Source organism: Clostridium sp. TF11-13AC, assembly GCF_003481065.1.
Classification (GTDB): domain Bacteria; phylum Bacillota; class Clostridia; order Lachnospirales; family Lachnospiraceae; genus Otoolea; species Otoolea fessa.
Genome location: NZ_QUKJ01000004.1, coordinates 122668 through 140026, shown reverse-complemented (window position 1 = coordinate 140026; position 17359 = coordinate 122668). Strand labels below are relative to the sequence as shown.

Sequence of the window (17359 nt, the reverse complement as noted above, 5' to 3'; positions counted from 1 at the left end):
AGAAAAGCGCCTTTTGAAAGGAGTTTATATGAGTATACGAGTGCTCTTCATCTGCCACGGCAACATCTGCCGTTCCACCCTAGCCCAAAGTGTCTTCACCCACAAAGTCGTATCCCAAGGGCTTTCCGCTCACTTCCTTATCGACAGCGCCGCCACAAGCACCGAAGAAATCGGCAATCCACCGCACCGGGGGACGGTGAATAAGCTGAGGAAGGTTGGAATTCCTCTGGTGCCGCACCGGGCGCGGCAGGTGACGTGGGCGGATTATGAGAAATTTGATTATATCATAGGTATGGACAGTGCCAATATCCGAAATTTAAACCGGATGCTGAAAGGCGATCCAGAGGGGAAAATATATAAATTCCTCACATTTGCAGGTTCAGACCGTGACATCGCGGATCCGTGGTATACGGGTGATTTTGACGCGACGTATGAAGATGTTCTGGAGGGCTGTGTGGGTTTTCTGGCATATCTGAAAGAACAGGGACAGATATAACCCAAAGTTTGATGAGTATTCATTTTAGGTTAAGATAGAAGGAACGGACTGTTTCTGTTGCAATTTATCAGTGTGCTGGAGGAACATCCGGGCGATTCGTGGATTAAAAAATATATTTTCCCGGGCGTAATGGTTCTAAGTCTCTGGGAAATGATTTCTTGTGGTTCAGCAGATGGATTTTATATCCTGGATGTAGAAAATCTACGTCTGCACCAGATTTTATTTACAAAAGGAATTGATAATGACTTGCCGATGACACGCTGGTATTAATAAGTGGAGTGCTTTTTTATTTCCAGCTGAATCCGTTCGCAGAGATCCTTGACCGTGACAAGCTCGATAAAATCCGTTTCCGGAATATCGATCTCGAAGCAGTCTTCGATTTCTGTGATAAAGTATACGATCAAAAATGAATCCAGCCCCAGATCGTCGATCAGGCGGTCAGCCGATGTCAGCGGGCGGGTGATTTCTACGTATTCTGATAGAATGTCTTTTATTTCAACCAGGATTTCTTCCTGCGTCAGTTCGTGTTTCATGAGAAGTTCCTCCTAATATATGTGATTCATGCAGCTATTTTTATTGTAAATTTAATATAGAATCTGTGTTTGTGAGATGATTCTATCTGTGTGTTTATTTTATCATGAAACTGCCCGCTTGAGTAGATATATCCCTTAAAATAGGAGGAGCCGACAGGAACGGACTCCTGTCGGCGTAGGTATGAAAAAGTATATTATGAAAGGTCTTTTGCCTTTACGCGTATTACTATATCGAAAAAATGTGATAAAAGTATGTTCGGAATGTGAAGAAATCATAAATTTCGGAAAATATTTTGGAAGTGGATGGGGGAATAAAAATGACACGCAGATATAAGTTTGTGCAATTTTATTCATAAAAATGAAAATATATGCGTGAAATTTCTGAAAAAGATAGAATGTAAAAAGGTAATATGATATAATGAGCGCAAGTGAGCCAGAGAGCTGCTTGCAGATTTATGGCGAACGGCGAATGGCGATCACGATAGCTGCGTCAGCAGCGGTAAGCATCGAAGATGCGAATCGTGATATAATATGAACACTTACAGAGAACTTGTCAAATTTAGTGTGGGTTATAGATGAACATTTGATGAATCTGAGATAAAGGAGAAAAATAATCAAAATAAAGATTCAAAAAAACATATCTACAAAGAAGAAGGCAGAACATCAGGCGGATGCAAAAGCATTTGCCGGAACGGGTTCAGAAAGGACAGGGAACGATGCGGGCGTTTACATTTGAAAATGCGACAAAGATTTATTTTGGCGGAGGTTGTGTGAAAGAGCACCTGCTGGAGGCGGTGAAGCCGTATGGGGAAACGGTGATGCTGGCATATGGCGGCGGCTCGATCAAGACGAATGGCATTTATCAGGAAGTGATGGATGTCTTAAAGCTGGCTGGAAAACAGGTGATAGAATTTTCTGGCATCATGCCGAATCCGACCTACAGCAAGGTAATGGAAGGGAAAAAAGTCGTACAGGAAAATCAGGTAGATCTGATTCTGGCAGTGGGCGGCGGTTCGGTCATGGACTGCAGCAAGGCGATCTCAATGGCGGCTGCGACGGACAAGGACGTCTGGGAGGAATACTGGATCAAAAAGGGCGAGATTGATTTTGAGCCGGTTCCGGTGGGCGTGATTGTGACCGTGGTCGGCACTGGAAGCGAGGTCAACGGCGAGGGTGTAATCACCCATGAGGAACAGAAAATTAAGACGAGCCGGAATTATCCGCGCTGCAATCCGGTGTTTGCGATGATGGACCCGAAATATACCTACACGGTTTCTCCACTCCAGACGGCAGCGGGCGGTTTTGATATGCTCAGCCATGTGATGGAGACATATTTCAGCGCACCGGATGAGGATAATCTTTCGGATGCGATCTCGGAGGCGCTGATGCGGAGTATTATTGCGAACCTGCCAGTGGCGATCCGGGAACCAGAAAATTATGAGGCGCGCAGCAACCTGATGTGGGCATCCACGATGGCGGAGATTGGCATTATCAAATTAGGAAAACAGTGTGATTTTGAGGCGCATATGATTGAACATCAGATGGGGGCTTACACGGACTGCAACCACGGCATGGGACTTGGCGTGATCCATCCGGCGTATTATCGTCGAATTTGCCGGGACGGCATCAAGAAATTTGTGAAATTTGCTGTAAATGTCTGGGGAATGTCACCAGATGGCGGCGATGAGGAAGAACTGGCATTTGGCGGAATTGACGCATTACAGGCGTTTATTCATGAGATTGGTTTGCCGGGGACGCTGCGGGAACTGGGAATCACAGATCAGAGCCTGCTGAAAACGATTGCTGATTCATGTATCCGCAATGACGGCGGGTATCGGCAGCTGACGCACGCGGAAATCTTGGATATTTTGGAAGAGTGCTATTAGTACAAAGGAGGAAAATCATGCCACACATTGCAATATCTATGTACCCGGGACGGAGCCGGGAAGAGAAGGCAGCGCTGGCTGAGAAGGTCAGAACGCTGGTATCAGAAGAATTAAAGAAGGATCCGAAGGTTGTGACGGTATCGGTTCATGATGTACCGGCTGAGAAATGGCAAGAATATTTGGATGCGATTCCGGGCGAGGAGAGATTCTATTAGAAGTCTAAGTCGGGGTTGCAGAAAGAGGCAAAAGATCATCCGACGATGGATAATATAGCTCAAGCAGTGTCGAAAAAATAAACTGCAAAAGATATATAATAATGAATAAAAAAGAACGGACTGTTCATAAATAGACAAAAAAGCATAGGATGTAGAGAATAGATATTTGAGCTGTGCCGGTTTACAGAGTATCATCTGTAAACCGGGCAGAAAGAAGCACATTTACGCGCATTACTTAGTGGATTTTGTCTGTATGAACAGTCTTTTTTGCAGCATTTTATAATTGAGAAAATATTTCATTTACTCCTTTTAAATTCCCACAAATATTTCTTGACATTTCCCAGTTACATTCATATAATGAACATATGAACAATGATTCATATAAATAAAAATATTTCAAAGAAATCTTGATAAAATCCTGCAAACTGCTTTCACGAAAGAAGCAGTGAAGCAGGGCAGAAATGCGTAGCATGAAGGGAGAAATCGGATGGCAATTCATGATGTAGAGTGCTGTGAGGAGTGTGCTGTTCACGATGAGGTTGTGCAGTCGGTCCGGGGAATGCTGCCGGATGACGATGATTTGTATGATCTGGCGGAGCTGTTTAAGGTATTTGGTGATTCGACGCGGATCCGGATTTTGTTTGTGCTGTTTGAGTCGGAGATGTGTGTCTGCGACATTGCACAGCTGCTTAATATGACGCAGTCGGCGATTTCGCATCAGCTTCGGATTCTCAAGCAGTCGCAGCTTGTCAAGAGCCGACGGGACGGAAAGTCGGTGTTCTATTCGCTGGCAGACGACCATGTTTACCGGATTATCAACCAGGGCTTTGAGCATATTAAAGAATAGCAAGTTCCTTGAATGATGATAATGGATTGAATGAATGTGAAAGCGGTGCTATCTGTAAAGAAAAAATTGCAGGTCTCGAAAAGCAAACATTAAAAATTTATAACTCAATAAAAAGAGGAGGATTATCATGAAGAAGAAATTTAAATTAACTGATCTGGATTGTGCAAACTGTGCAGCAAAGATGGAAGATGCGATCAAGAAGCTGGATGGAGTCAATGATGCGAGTGTCAGCTTTATGATGCAGAAAATGACGATCGATGCGGATGACGCACGTTTTGACGAGATCATGAAAGAGGTTGTAGAAGTGTGCAAGAAGGTGGAACCGGACTGCATTATTAATATGTAAACTTGGAAAAGGCATAATCGGGTCAAAAGCTGCTTTTTAAAAGAATAAAATCAGATTGTGTAATGCACAGAAGGGCAAAGTAAAAAGATATAGGCAAATGAGCTGTGCCGGCACATTTTCCTATATCTTTTTTTCTGGGAATGTGTTTCCAGAATGAAGGGAGGCTTTATGAATCAGAAGCAGAAAACGATGCTGAAGCGGATCGTTGCGGCGGCAATCGTATATATCGCGGCGGCAGCAGCGAAAAAAATGAATGTATTTGCCGGAATGCCGCAGCGGTGGACAGAGTTAGTCGTATTTTTAATTCCGTATCTGATTATTGGATGGGATATTGTATACAAGGCGTTCCGGGGGATTAAAAATGGTCAGGTGTTTGATGAGAATTTCCTCATGACAGTAGCGACGTTCGGGGCGTTCGGTGTGGGCGAGTTTTCTGAGGCGGTTGCGGTTATGCTGTTCTATCAGGTTGGCGAGCTGTTTCAGAGTTATGCGGTTAACCGTTCGCGCCAGTCGATCAGCGATCTCATGAATATCTGCCCGGAATATGCCAATATTGAAAAAGATGGACAGATAGAGCAGGTCGAGCCGGATGATGTGGAAGTGGATGACATCATCGTGGTACAGCCGGGAGAGCGGATTCCGCTGGATGGCGTGGTGGTAGAGGGTGAATCGATGATCGATACCTCGGCGCTGACTGGTGAATCGGTACCGCGCCGTGCGGCAGCCGGGGATGAAATCATCAGCGGATGTGTCAATGGCAGCGGGCTTCTGCGGGTGCGCGTGACGAAAGAATTTGATGATTCGACGGTGGCGCGGATTCTGGAGCTGGTGGAGAATGCCAGCAGCAAGAAGGCGAAGGTGGAGAACTTTATCACCCGGTTTGCCAGATATTATACGCCGGTGGTCGTGATCGCGGCGGTTGCTTTGGCATTTGTGCCGCCGATTGTGCTGGGCGGAGAATTTGGCGAGTGGATTCAGAGAGCTTGTATTTTCCTGGTAATTTCCTGCCCGTGTGCGCTGGTGATTTCGGTTCCGCTTAGCTTCTTTGGCGGCATTGGTGCTGCATCCCGCATCGGTGTGTTAGTCAAGGGAAGCAATTATCTGGAGGCAGTTTCGGAGCTGGATACGGTTGTATTTGATAAGACAGGCACCCTGACGAAGGGCGAGTTTAAAGTGACGGAGCTGCATCCGGCGGGAATCAGTGAGGATGAGCTTCTGGAGCTGGCGGCGTATGCCGAGAATTATTCGACGCATCCGATCGCGGAATCGATACGGGAGGCGTATCGTGAGAGAAAAGGCAGTTTGGCAGAAGCAAAAACTCAAAAGGCGAATGCGGGAACAGCAGAAATCGTTCTGGATGCTGACAATGACACAATAAAAGAGGTGCAGTCCAAAGAGGGTGTGCAGGGAGTGGTACGCAAACCCCTGATCGACTTAACCCGCATCGGTGAAACCAACGAGATTTCCGGTCATGGTATCGAGACAACGATCGACGGTCACATAGTTCTGGCGGGTAATGGACGCCTGATGAAGAGTAAAAATATACCGTATCAGGAATGCGACGGCATCGGCACTGTGATTTATCTGGCAAAGGACGGAAAATTTGCCGGAAGTATCCTGATTGCCGATACGATCAAGCCGGAGACGGAGGATGCGATCCGTGGACTGAAGGCGGCTGGAATCCGCCGTACTGTTATGCTGACGGGCGACCGGAAAGCGGTCGGAGAGGCGGTGGCTGCGAAGGTTGGCATCGATCAGGCGTACACGGAGCTGCTTCCGGCGGATAAGGTGCAGAAGGTCGAGGAGATGCTGGCGGAGATGACCGGAAAGCGGAAGCTGGCATTTGTCGGCGACGGCATTAACGATGCACCGGTTCTCTCCCGCGCAGATGTCGGTATTGCAATGGGAAGCATGGGAAGTGACGCGGCGATCGAGGCGGCGGACATTGTCCTGATGGATGATAACCCGGCGAAGATTGCAGGTGTGGTTAAAATCGGACGCAAGACAATGGCAATCGCGCACCAGAATATCGTGTTTGCTCTGGCGGTTAAGGCGGTTGTGCTTCTGATGGGCGCGGCTGGAGTGGCGAATATGTGGGAAGCCGTGTTTGCGGACGTCGGTGTTTCCGTCATTGCAATTTTAAATGCGATGAGGGCATTAAGAACTAAATAATCGCTAATATCAAAAAGCTATGGCGGAAGGAATACTTGATGGTTCCGGAAACTGTAGCTTTTTAAATTTGCGGCTCTAAGGGATTTATATATAAAACCAATATTTGCAAGTGGTAAAAGAATAGGAATAAGAAAGAAATCAAGGCTTGGGAAAGATAAAATGCTGGGAATCATACAGAATTTCCAAAATAGTTGTAATAATCCTTAATAAAATAGTAATTGAATCTGACGGAAGAATGAAGTATGATCAAATACCATAGGATATTAGACGGAAAGGAAGGAACAGGATGAAAAAATGGATGAAAACGGCGCTTGTCCTGGCTGCAGCGGTCTGCCTGAGTGTGGCGGCTGCGTTCACAGCACTGGCGGCGCAGACGTTTCAGATAACCGCTTCGATCGGCTCCTGTCTGATTGGTTCGGGGCAGAATACAGTGGATATTTTACTTTCAAGCAACGGTGATACAACGGGGACGGACGGAAAGATTTATCTGTTTGAATTGCGGCCGTATGAGTCGGAGATTGGAAGCCGGACTGATTATGTCAGCAGCGTAGGCGCAGGGGAGACGAGGACCGTCTCGATTCCTTTAAACAAGGGAACTGCCCAGGACCGCCTTTATAGCCGGTTTGTTCCGGCAGTGTTTGACGGAACTGCATTTACGGCAGTTGGCGCGGCACATTATATCACAAATCCGGAGGTGGTTGCATCCAATCAGGATGCGTTTAAGACGCCGCTGACGAAAAAGGGCTTGAATATCCAGTTAAATATGCTCAACGATGCATTTACATTGGGCGTCAAACATGTGGCAGTCAATATCGCATTTTCCCAGTTTTTAGGAAGTGGCATTGATTATGAGTACGATGGAAAAACGTATCATTTTAATAAGTCGGTGGTTGAAAATTATGACAAGGTGATCAGTACATATATCGGAAAAGATATATCCGTGACGGCGATCGTTTTAAATGACTGGAATGACGCGCACCCGGAATTGGTTCATGCGGGAACTGCGAAATCTTCGAGCGCCAATTATTATATGTTTAACACGAAGACACAGGAAGGGTTTGAGACAACGCGTGCGATCTTCGCGTTTTTGGCGGATCGTTACAGCGGCAAGAATCATAATTCAAATTATGCGAAGATTTCCAACTGGATTCTGGGCAATGAGATCAACAACCAGATTTGGAACTACATGGGACCGGCAGATTTGAATGCATATGTATCCACGTATCAGCAGGCATTCCGCACGTTCTACACGGCGATCAAGAGCACAAGTGCGAATGACCGGGTTTATTTTTCACTTGATTTCTGGTGGGGAGCTCCGTATGAGAACCTGAACGATCAGGTGCATTATACGGGCAAAGGCATTGTTGATACGTTTAACGCCTTGGCAGTAACGGAAGGCCAGATGGACTGGGGCATTGCCTACCATCCGTATCCGTACCCGATGACGGAACCGGAATTCTGGGATGATCCGGCAACGGGGCTGGTAACCGAGAGTGCAGATTCACCGATTGTCAACTTTGCAAACCTGCATGTACTGACCGATTATCTGAATCAGGATTCGATGAAGACAGCATCTGGCGAGGTGCGCCATGTCATTCTGACGGAGGAAGGATTTACTGCACAGAGTCTGACGCGCGGCGATGTGTCGGATATCCAGGCGGCGGCATTTGCATATTCTTACTATATCGTGGACAGCAACCCGTATATCGACGCGTACATTCTGAGTCGTCAGGTCGATGCGCCGTCAGAGGTAAGGGCAGGCTTAAGCTTCGGTCTGTGGTCCTGTGATATGAATCAGGGCAATGAGATTGTAGCGGTAAAGGATCGAAAGCTCTGGAGAGTTTTCCACGACATTGATCAGAAGAGATACACGCTGGAAACTTCGAATTTTGCAAAATCAATCATCGGAATTAATAAGTGGTCGGATGTGATTCCGAACTTCCGGTGGAAGTCTCTGGAACAGTAGCGGATGGTAGACAGAGACTTGTAGAACAAAAACTATAAGAAAAAAAGTATAAATAAAAAAGTGCCTTTCTTCTCGAAGAAAATTTCTTGAGAGGAAAAGCACTTTTTTTAGAAAATAAACGTATCTGATGTATCGGAGAACCGGGAGTCTCAGATACCATAGATGGTTTGCTGGATTTTGTCTCCGAATCCTGCCGATTTTATCAGATCTTGAGTTCTTATCAGATCTTATTGCTCTGTCTCCAGATATGCATCTTCTCAGCTTCCTTAATCAGCTGATCGCGGAACTGCGGATGTGCAACGGAGATGATAGCCTCGCATTTCTGCCAGGTTGCAAGACCCTTTAAGTTTACTTTACCGTACTCGGTTACCAGGTAGTGCAGGTTTGCACGTGTATCGGTTACGATGGAACCCTGATTTAAGGTCGGGAGAATACGGGACTGCAGCTCGCCAGCCTTGTTCTTGAAGGTGGAGGAGCAGCAGATGAAGCTCTTTCCGCCCTTGGACAGGTAAGCGCCCAGAACGAAGTCAAGCTGTCCGCCTGCACCGCTGATGTGCTTGATTCCTGCGGACTCTGCATTTACCTGACCGAAGAGGTCGAGGTCAACCGCGTTGTTGATGGACATGAAGTTGTCCAGGGCTGCGATGGTGCGGACGTCGTTGGTGTAATCAACCGGAGCACTCATGCAGGCCGGGTTGTTGTTTAAGTAGTCATACAGTTTCTTGGTACCAGCGCCGAATGCGTATACCTGACGGCCTTTGTCCAGTGCTTTGTGAGCGCCTGTGATCTTGCCGGCTGCGGCAATATCAACGAATGCGTCAACGTACATCTCGGTGTGAACACCCAGATCCTTTAAGTCGGATTTCGCAATCAGGGAACCAACTGCGTTCGGCATACCGCCGATACCTAACTGTAAGCAGGCACCATCCGGGATCTCGTCTACGATCAGTTTTGCAACTGCTTCATCGACATCAGTCGCTGCTGCGGCGCCTCCCATCTCTGCGATGGTCGGGTTGCTGCCCTCTACGATCATGTCTACGTTGGAGATATGAACGCCGTTCTCAAATCCGCCGAGGCAGACCGGCATATTTTCATTGACCTCTACGATGACAACCTTGGAAGTCTCGCAGCAGGCTGCCATATGGGAAGCATTTGGTCCGAAGTTGAAATAACCGTGCTCATCCATCGGAGCGACCTGGAATACAGCTACATCCGGTTTGGTTGCGGACTCACGATAGTATCTCGGAAGCTCGGAATAACGGATCGGAGCATAGAAGCTGAATCCCTGTGCGATTGCCTTTCTCTCGATACCGCTCATGTGCCAGGAGTTCCAGGTCATATGAGCTGCCGGGTTTTCGATCTTGAAGATCTCCGGTACCCACATCAGGATACCGCCGCGGAAGTTTACATTCTCCAGTTCCGGAAGACGTTTTGCGATAGCAGCATCGACTGCTACCGGAGTGCCGGTGGTCCAGCCATAGTCAACCCAGTCGCCAGATTTAACGACGGAAGCAGCTTTTTCAGCGGAAACCAGCTTTTCTGCATACAGTTTCTTGTAATCCATACTTATTCACCTTGTCCTTTTTAATAATATGAAGAAGTCCGTACAAATGCGTGATTCGGACATCCCCCGTTGTTTATCAGTGTATCATCTCCACTACCCCTTGTCAACGAAAGAGGCGGAGGACAAAATAGGGGAAAATGACGACATATTCATATTTATGAATTACAGATATAAGTGTATGTAAATAGAAAAGAAATGACTTTGTCTATTAATTCACAAACAAAATACCATGTTGGTTATAATGCCAGAGAAGACCACTTTTATTGAGAAAACGGAAGAAAAAAATTGTGCATTCCGCCTAAAGGAGATCAAAACGATGTAGAAATAAGTGGATTGTACGCGGAAAAATGAGAATCTTAAATCTTTATAAATCCATTGATAATTATTTGACAGGAGCCGCGTGGGGTGTTAAGATACAAATACACTATCATATTTATCACTATTTTACTATTTACTGCAGTTGTGTTATTTACGTGGTGGATCATTTTCAAGGAGGATTTTTTCAATGTCTAAGAAAGTCGTAATTGCAAGTGCATGCCGTACCGCAGTAGGTTCTATGGGTGGCCAGCTCAGTACTGTTCCAGCAGCTGAGATGGGTGCCGTAGTTATCAAGGAGGCTCTGAAGAGAGCAGGCGTTGCTCCGGAGCAGGTTGATCACGTATACATGGGATGTGTTATCCAGGCTGGCCTTGGTCAGAACGTAGCACGTCAGATGTCTCTGAAAGCTGGTCTTCCGGTAGAAGTTCCGGCAGTTACCCTGAACGTGGTTTGCGGTTCTGGTCTGAATGCTGTAAACGCAGCAGCAGATATGATCCTTGCAGGCGATGCTGACATCGTAGTAGCTGGTGGTGCAGAGAACATGTCCGCAGCTCCGTATGCTCTGATGAAGGCTCGTTACGGATACCGTATGAACAATGCGACCATGATCGACACCATGGTAAATGACGCTCTGTGGGATGCATTCAACGATTACCACATGGGTATCACCGCTGAGAACATCTGCGATCAGTGGGGTATCACAAGAGAAGAACTCGATGAGTTTGCAGCAGCTAGCCAGCAGAAGGCTTGCGCAGCTATCGAGGCTGGACGTTTCAAAGACGAGATCGTTCCGATCGAAGTTAAGAAGAAAAAAGAGACTGTTATCGTAGATACCGATGAGGGTCCGCGTCCGGGTTCCACTGTAGAGGTTCTTGGCAAGCTTCGTCCGGCATTCAAGAAAGACGGACGTGTAACAGCTGGTAACGCTTCCTCCATCAACGATGGTGCAGCAGCTGTAGTTGTTATGAGCGAAGAGAAAGCAAAAGAACTGGGTATCAAACCGATGGCTACATGGGTAGCAGGCGCTCTGGGCGGTGTAGATCCGAGCATCATGGGTATTGGACCGGTTGCAGCTACCAAGAAAGTTCTGAAGAAGACAGGCTGGAAGGTAGAAGACTTCGATCTGATCGAGGCAAACGAGGCATTCGCAGCTCAGTCTATCGCTGTAGCTCGTGACCTTGGCTTCAACAAAGACATCCTGAACGTAAACGGCGGTGCAATCGCTATCGGACATCCGGTAGGAGCATCTGGCTGCCGTATCCTGACAACTCTGTTATACGAGATGCAGAAACGTGACGCTAAGAAGGGTCTGGCTACTCTGTGTATCGGTGGCGGCATGGGCTGCGCAACGATCGTTGAGAGAGACTAATCTCTGACGCAGAACCGGAGTCGTCGGGGCTTATCCCCGGCGCTCCGGCTGTTTCTGGTTTTACGTATTTCAATTCAAGAGCTTTTTAGGAGGAACTGGAAGTGGGATTTGTAGACTATGAGGTAGACGGACACGTCGCAGTCATAACTATTAATCGTCCGAAGGCACTGAACGCGTTAAACGAGGATGTGCTGAAGGATATTGAAGCTGCATTTGATGCAGTAGACCTTTCCGAAATTCGTGCAATTATCCTGACCGGCGCAGGAGAGAAATCTTTTGTAGCTGGTGCTGACATCGCTGCTATGAGCGTGATGACCAAGGAGCAGGGCGAGCACTTCGGTAAATTCGGCAACGATATTTTCCGCAAGATCGAAACCTTCCCGATTCCGGTTATCGCGGCAGTAAACGGTTTCGCACTCGGCGGCGGCAATGAGCTTGCCATGAGCTGTGATATCCGTATCTGCTCGGACAATGCATTATTCGGACAGCCTGAAGTAGGTCTTGGTATCACACCAGGCTTCGGCGGTACACAGAGACTCGCACGTCTCATCGGACCGGGCAAGGCAAAAGAGATGGTATTTGCGTCCCGCAACATCAAAGCGGACGAGGCATACCGTGTCGGACTTGTAAATGCTGTTTATACACAGGAAGAGCTGATGCCGGCTGCGAAGAAGCTGGCAGGCGCTATCGCAAAGATGGCTCCGATCGCTGTCAGAAACAGCAAGAAGGCGATGAACGACGGACTTCAGACTGATATGGATCAGGCTATCGTGATCGAGGAAAAACTGTTTGGCGGATGCTTCGAGACAGAAGATCAGAAGAACGGTATGCAAGCATTCCTTGAGAAACGGAAAGTGGAGCAGTTTAACAATAGATAGTTAGTTAAATTATAGTTGTATAATTTCAGGAGGATTTGTCATGAAAGTTGGTATTATTGGTGCAGGAACCATGGGTTCCGGAATCGCTCAGGCATTTGCCCAGGTAGATGGATATGAAGTATGCCTGTGTGATATTAACGAAGAGTTTGCTTCCAACGGCAAACTGAAAATTACCAAGAACTTTGAGAAGAGAGTAGCAAAAGGAAAGATGGCAAAAGAGGATGCAGACAAGATCCTTGCCAGAATCCATACCGGCGTTAAGACTATCTGCAGCGACTGCGATCTCGTAGTTGAGGCAGCAATCGAGAACATGGAGATCAAAAAACAGACCTTCAAAGAGCTGGGCGCTATCTGCAAGGCAGACTGCGTATTTGCTACCAATACATCTTCTCTGTCCATTACAGAGATTGGTGCAGGTCTTGACCGCCCGGTTATCGGTATGCACTTCTTCAACCCGGCTCCGGTTATGAAGCTGGTTGAGGTTATCGCAGGCTTAAACACTCCGGCAGAGATTGTTGACAAAGTTAAGAAGATCTCTGAAGAGATCGGCAAGATCCCGGTACAGGTAGAAGAGGGCGCTGGTTTCGTAGTAAACCGTATCCTCATCCCGATGATCAACGAAGCTATCGGTATCTACGCTGAGGGCGAGGCTTCTGTAGAGGGTATCGATACCGCTATGAAGCTGGGTGCTAACCATCCGATGGGACCGCTTGAACTGGGCGACCTGGTAGGTCTGGACGTTGTTCTGGCTATCATGGAAGTACTTCAGTCTGAGACGGGTGATCCGAAGTACCGTCCGCAGCCGCTTCTTAGAAAGATGGTTCGCGGCGGCAAGCTTGGCCGTAAGTCTGGCGAGGGCTTCTACAAGTACAACTAATATGTACATAAGTCTGGCTTCTTGACCAGATGAAAACATAATAGAGTACCAGATTTTTAAGAACCGCAGCGGGGCGGCACTTAAAGCCGCCTCTTAAGCGTATATAAGAAAATGATGGAGGAATAGACACATGGATTTTACATTAAGTAAAGAGCATGAAATGGCGAGAAAGTTATTCCATGACTTCGCCGAGAACGAAGTAAAACCTTTGGCACAGGAAGTTGACGAGACAGAGCACTTCCCGGAGGGAACCGTTAAAAAGATGCAGAAGCTTGGCTTCATGGGCATCCCGGTTCCGAAGGAGTATGGCGGACAGGGCTGTGATCCGTTAACATACGCTATGTGCGTTGAGGAGCTTTCCAAAGTTTGTGGTACTACCGGCGTTATCGTATCTGCACACACATCTCTGTGCTGCGATCCGATCCAGACCTTCGGTACTGAAGAGCAGAAACAGAAATACCTGGTTCCGCTTGCTAAGGGCGAGAAGCTTGGTGCTTTCGGTCTTACTGAGCCGGGTGCTGGTACAGATGCTCAGGGTCAGCAGACCAAGGCTGTATTAGACGGCGACGAGTGGGTATTAAACGGCTCCAAAGTTTTCATTACCAATGGTAAAGAGGCTGACATTTACGTTATCATCGCTGTAACAGGCGTTGTTGAAGTAAAGGGCAGAAAGAAAAAAGAGATCTCTGCATTTATCGTAGAGAAAGGAACTCCGGGCTTCACCTTCGGTACCAAAGAGAAGAAGATGGGTATCCGTGGATCTGCTACATACGAGCTGATCTTCACAGATTGCCGTATCCCGAAAGAGAACCTGCTTGGCCAGAAGGGCAAAGGTTTCCACATCGCTATGCATACCCTGGATGGCGGACGTATCGGTATCGCTTCCCAGGCACTTGGTCTTGCAGAGGGCGCTCTTGAGAGAACTGTTGATTACGTAAAAGAGAGAAAACAGTTTGGTCGTGCTATCGGTCAGTTCCAGAACACTCAGTTCCAGCTGGCAGATATGGCTACCAAAGTTAAAGCAGCTCAGCTCCTTGTTTACAGAGCAGCCGTTGCTAAGAAGACACAGAAAACCTATTCTGTAGAAGCAGCTATGGCTAAACTGTATGCAGCAGAGGTTGCTATGGAAGTTACAACCAAGGCTGTACAGCTTCACGGTGGTTATGGCTACACGAGAGAGTACGACGTAGAGCGTATGATGCGTGATGCTAAGATCACTGAGATCTACGAGGGTACATCTGAGGTTCAGAGAATGGTTATCTCCGCTGATCTGTTAAAATAATTCAGTCTGCAGAGAAATCAGAACAATCTCAGTCCTAGAGAAAAAAGAAAAAAATAAGGAGTGAAAATACCGTGAAAATTGTAGTTTGTGTAAAACAGGTTCCGGATACCAAAGGCGGAGTTAAATTTAACCCGGATGGTACTCTTGACAGAAGCGCAATGCTGGCAATCATGAACCCAGATGATAAAGCAGGTCTGGAGGCAGCGCTTCGCTTAAAAGATCAGTATGGTGCAGAAGTTACCGTAGTTACTATGGGTCTTCCGAAGGCTGAAGAGGTTCTTCGCGAGGCTATGGCTATGGGCGCAGACAATGGTGTTCTTGTAACTGACCGTGTACTTGGTGGTGCAGATACCTGGGCTACTTCCCAGACAATCGCAGGCGCACTTCGCAACCTGGATTATGACTTAATCATTACTGGCCGTCAGGCTATCGATGGCGATACCGCTCAGGTAGGTCCGCAGATCTCCGAGCATCTTGGACTTCCGGTAATCAGCTACGCTCAGAACATCCGTGAAGTAAACGAAGCTGAGAAATACATCGTAGTTGAGCGTCAGTATGATGATAGATATCACGTAGTAAAAGCACAGCTTCCGTGTCTTTTAACCGCTCTTGCAGAGTTAAACGAGCCGCGTTACATGACTCCGGGCGGAATCTTCGATGCATACGCAAAAGAGATTACCGTTTGGGGCAGAAAAGATCTGAAAGAGGTTGAGGATTCCAACCTCGGTCTGAAGGGTTCACCGACACAGATCGCAAAAGCTTCCGATAAGGTAAGAAAGGGTGCTGGCGAGAAGGTAGAACTGGATCCGGCAGCTTCCGCAGATTATATCGTTGGCAAACTGGCAGAGAAACACATTATCTAATTATTTTATAGAAAAGAGTGGTGAATAAGATGAACAACTTAGAAGCATATAAGGGCGTATTTGTCTTTGCACAGCAGGTGGATAATGTTATCAGCAATATCGCTTTTGAGCTGATTGGCAAAGGTAAAGAATTAGCAAAAGATTTAGGAGTAGAGGTAACCGCTGTTTTAGTTGGTTCTGACGTTAAGGGTCTTGCAGATCAGTTAGCAGAGTACGGTGCAGACAAGGTTATCGTTGTAGACGATCCGGAGTTAAAAGAGTACCGTACAGAGCCGTACACACATGCAATCGCATCTGTTATCGAAGAGTTCAAACCGGAAATCTTCCTGATCGGTGCTACTGCAATCGGTCGTGACCTTGGTCCGCGTGTTTGCGCTAGAATCCATACAGGTCTGACTGCAGACTGTACAAAACTTGATATCGGTGATTTCCCGATGAATCCGGTTCCGGGTAGAGAGACAAAGCACAATCAGCTGCTTATGACTCGTCCGGCATTCGGCGGCAACACCATCGCTACCATCGCTTGCCCGGATTTCCGTCCGCAGATGGCAACCGTTCGTCCGGGTGTTATGCAGAAGGCTCCGAAGGAAGCTGGCAAAAAAGCTGTTGTTACTGAGTTCAATCCGGGATTCACAAAGAACAACAAATATGTTGATATTCTGGAAGTTGTTAAGGCTGTATCCAACACCGTTGATATCATGGATGCTAAGATCCTTGTATCCGGCGGTCGTGGCGTAGGAAGCCCGGAGAACTTCAAGATTCTGGATGATCTGGCAGAGGCTATCGGCGGTACCGTAAGCTGCTCTCGTGCAGTTGTAGATGCTGGCTGGAAGCCGAAGGATCTTCAGGTAGGTCAGACAGGTAAGACTGTTCGCCCGAACGTATACTTTGCAATCGGTATCTCCGGTGCTATTCAGCATCTGGCAGGTATGGAAGAGTCTGACATCATCGTTGCTATCAACAAAGATGAGTCTGCTCCGATCTTCGATGTTGCTGACTACGGCGTAGTAGGTGACTTAAACAAGATCGTTCCGATGCTGACTGAGAAGATCAAAGAAGCTAAAGCAGCAGCTAAGAACAACTAATTAAAATAGGAAGAGAAATCTTCTTAGCATATAGCAGTAGAGTTTTGTATGTTTTTCTCTGATAAATATATGAGACAGCGCCGGCTGGACGGATTTATCTCAGTCGAGAAGACTGAGATAAACGCTCCGCGAGGATGCGCAGTGATTCTGATAGGAATATGTCAGCTTCGCTGACCAGAATCACGCGCCAAGTCTCACGAACGTTCGACTTGAATCCACCCAGTACTCCGCAGTCCCGTGCCAGCGAGTAAAGAGAACCCTGTTTCCGAGGTGATGAACCTGGGAGGCAGGGTTTTTTTGTTTCATAGGAAATTGCGTCCTATGAAACAAAAAACGCTCCGCGAGGATGCGCACTCGCGCGAAGCAGAAATATGTCGCAAGCGACCGCGCTCGGCGCGAGAATGTGCCAAGGCACATTCTTTATTTTGGTCAAAAACACTTGACAGATTAAGGTGGATTGCCCGTATAATAGAGTATCTGGAATATAGATATGATTTATCTGCTATATAAGAAAATACAGGTTACTGTTTACGGGTAGGCACTTTTGGAACCGAAAGTGCCGTAAGAAAACGTGGTGGAGGCAGGAATTTGCCGTATTTAAATGCGAAGCCACGGCAAATTCCGTTACTGGGCACGTATGCGTGAACAGTAACAAATACAGG

15 protein-coding genes and 1 pseudogene are annotated in these 17359 nt (G+C 47.2%); 14 read left to right on the top strand and 2 right to left on the bottom strand.

Annotation, left to right across the window (positions count from 1 at the left end; all coding sequences use genetic code 11):
• Nucleotides 1-28 precede the first annotated feature (28 nt).
• Both DXD12_RS10360 and DXD12_RS10355 read left to right on the top strand, forming a co-directional pair.
• Nucleotides 29-496 carry a low molecular weight protein-tyrosine-phosphatase gene (locus tag DXD12_RS10360; protein ID WP_107001353.1) on the top strand — a complete coding sequence of 156 codons (468 nt, stop codon included), beginning with the start codon at nucleotides 29-31 and terminating at the stop codon, nucleotides 494-496.
• A gap of 45 nt (nucleotides 497-541) precedes the next feature.
• Nucleotides 542-766 (top strand): annotated as a pseudogene (locus DXD12_RS10355) (SAM-dependent methyltransferase); the annotation flags it as partial.
• Here the strand turns inward: DXD12_RS10355 and DXD12_RS10350 are convergent.
• Nucleotides 763-1029, bottom strand: coding sequence for a phosphopantetheine-binding protein (locus DXD12_RS10350; RefSeq protein WP_107001355.1), 267 nt, complete (start codon nucleotides 1027-1029; stop codon nucleotides 763-765). The pseudogene DXD12_RS10355 and the gene DXD12_RS10350 sit on opposite strands and share 4 nt — an antisense overlap.
• A gap of 716 nt (nucleotides 1030-1745) precedes the next feature.
• Between DXD12_RS10350 and DXD12_RS10345 the strand changes: the two genes are divergently transcribed.
• From DXD12_RS10345 to DXD12_RS10320, 6 genes are all read left to right on the top strand, one after another.
• A complete protein-coding gene (locus tag DXD12_RS10345; protein ID WP_107001505.1) occupies nucleotides 1746-2915 on the top strand; it encodes an iron-containing alcohol dehydrogenase in 1170 nt (389 codons plus the stop codon).
• Between the two features lie 17 nt (nucleotides 2916-2932).
• Nucleotides 2933-3130, top strand: coding sequence for a tautomerase family protein (locus tag DXD12_RS10340; RefSeq protein WP_107001356.1), 198 nt, complete (start codon nucleotides 2933-2935; stop codon nucleotides 3128-3130).
• 487 nt (nucleotides 3131-3617) lie between these two features.
• The gene (locus DXD12_RS10335; RefSeq protein WP_022358591.1) at nucleotides 3618-3977 is read left to right on the top strand and encodes a metalloregulator ArsR/SmtB family transcription factor; all 360 of its coding nucleotides are present in this window, start codon (nucleotides 3618-3620) and stop codon (nucleotides 3975-3977) included.
• A gap of 127 nt (nucleotides 3978-4104) precedes the next feature.
• The gene (locus DXD12_RS10330; protein ID WP_022358590.1) at nucleotides 4105-4323 is read left to right on the top strand and encodes a cation transporter; all 219 of its coding nucleotides are present in this window, start codon (nucleotides 4105-4107) and stop codon (nucleotides 4321-4323) included.
• A 168-nt stretch (nucleotides 4324-4491) separates the two neighbouring features.
• Nucleotides 4492-6495: a heavy metal translocating P-type ATPase gene (locus DXD12_RS10325; RefSeq protein WP_118638309.1), complete on the top strand. Its 2004-nt coding sequence runs from the start codon at nucleotides 4492-4494 to the stop codon at nucleotides 6493-6495.
• A 286-nt stretch (nucleotides 6496-6781) separates the two neighbouring features.
• Nucleotides 6782-8461, top strand: coding sequence for a DUF5722 domain-containing protein (locus tag DXD12_RS10320; RefSeq protein ID WP_118638308.1), 1680 nt, complete (start codon nucleotides 6782-6784; stop codon nucleotides 8459-8461).
• Between the two features lie 220 nt (nucleotides 8462-8681).
• On the opposite strand, the gene DXD12_RS10315 is transcribed toward DXD12_RS10320, so the two are convergent.
• Complete coding sequence (locus tag DXD12_RS10315; RefSeq protein ID WP_107001359.1) at nucleotides 8682-10025, bottom strand: butyryl-CoA:acetate CoA-transferase; 1344 nt, start codon at nucleotides 10023-10025, stop codon at nucleotides 8682-8684.
• Between the two features lie 505 nt (nucleotides 10026-10530).
• Between DXD12_RS10315 and DXD12_RS10310 the strand changes: the two genes are divergently transcribed.
• From DXD12_RS10310 to DXD12_RS10285, 6 genes are all read left to right on the top strand, one after another.
• Nucleotides 10531-11712: an acetyl-CoA C-acetyltransferase gene (locus DXD12_RS10310; RefSeq protein ID WP_107001360.1), complete on the top strand. Its 1182-nt coding sequence runs from the start codon at nucleotides 10531-10533 to the stop codon at nucleotides 11710-11712.
• Nucleotides 11713-11813: 101 nt separating this feature from the next.
• Nucleotides 11814-12590 carry an enoyl-CoA hydratase-related protein gene (locus DXD12_RS10305; protein WP_118638307.1) on the top strand — a complete coding sequence of 259 codons (777 nt, stop codon included), beginning with the start codon at nucleotides 11814-11816 and terminating at the stop codon, nucleotides 12588-12590.
• Between the two features lie 40 nt (nucleotides 12591-12630).
• Nucleotides 12631-13467, top strand: coding sequence for a 3-hydroxyacyl-CoA dehydrogenase NAD-binding domain-containing protein (locus DXD12_RS10300; protein WP_118638306.1), 837 nt, complete (start codon nucleotides 12631-12633; stop codon nucleotides 13465-13467).
• Nucleotides 13468-13597: 130 nt separating this feature from the next.
• Nucleotides 13598-14749, top strand: coding sequence for an acyl-CoA dehydrogenase (locus DXD12_RS10295; protein ID WP_118638305.1), 1152 nt, complete (start codon nucleotides 13598-13600; stop codon nucleotides 14747-14749).
• Nucleotides 14750-14820: 71 nt separating this feature from the next.
• A complete protein-coding gene (locus DXD12_RS10290) occupies nucleotides 14821-15612 on the top strand; it encodes an electron transfer flavoprotein subunit beta/FixA family protein (RefSeq protein WP_118629344.1) in 792 nt (263 codons plus the stop codon).
• Nucleotides 15613-15641: 29 nt separating this feature from the next.
• Nucleotides 15642-16697 (top strand): electron transfer flavoprotein subunit alpha/FixB family protein, encoded by a 1056-nt coding sequence (locus tag DXD12_RS10285; protein WP_117796101.1) that lies wholly within the window; start codon nucleotides 15642-15644, stop codon nucleotides 16695-16697.
• Nucleotides 16698-17359 lie beyond the last annotated feature (662 nt).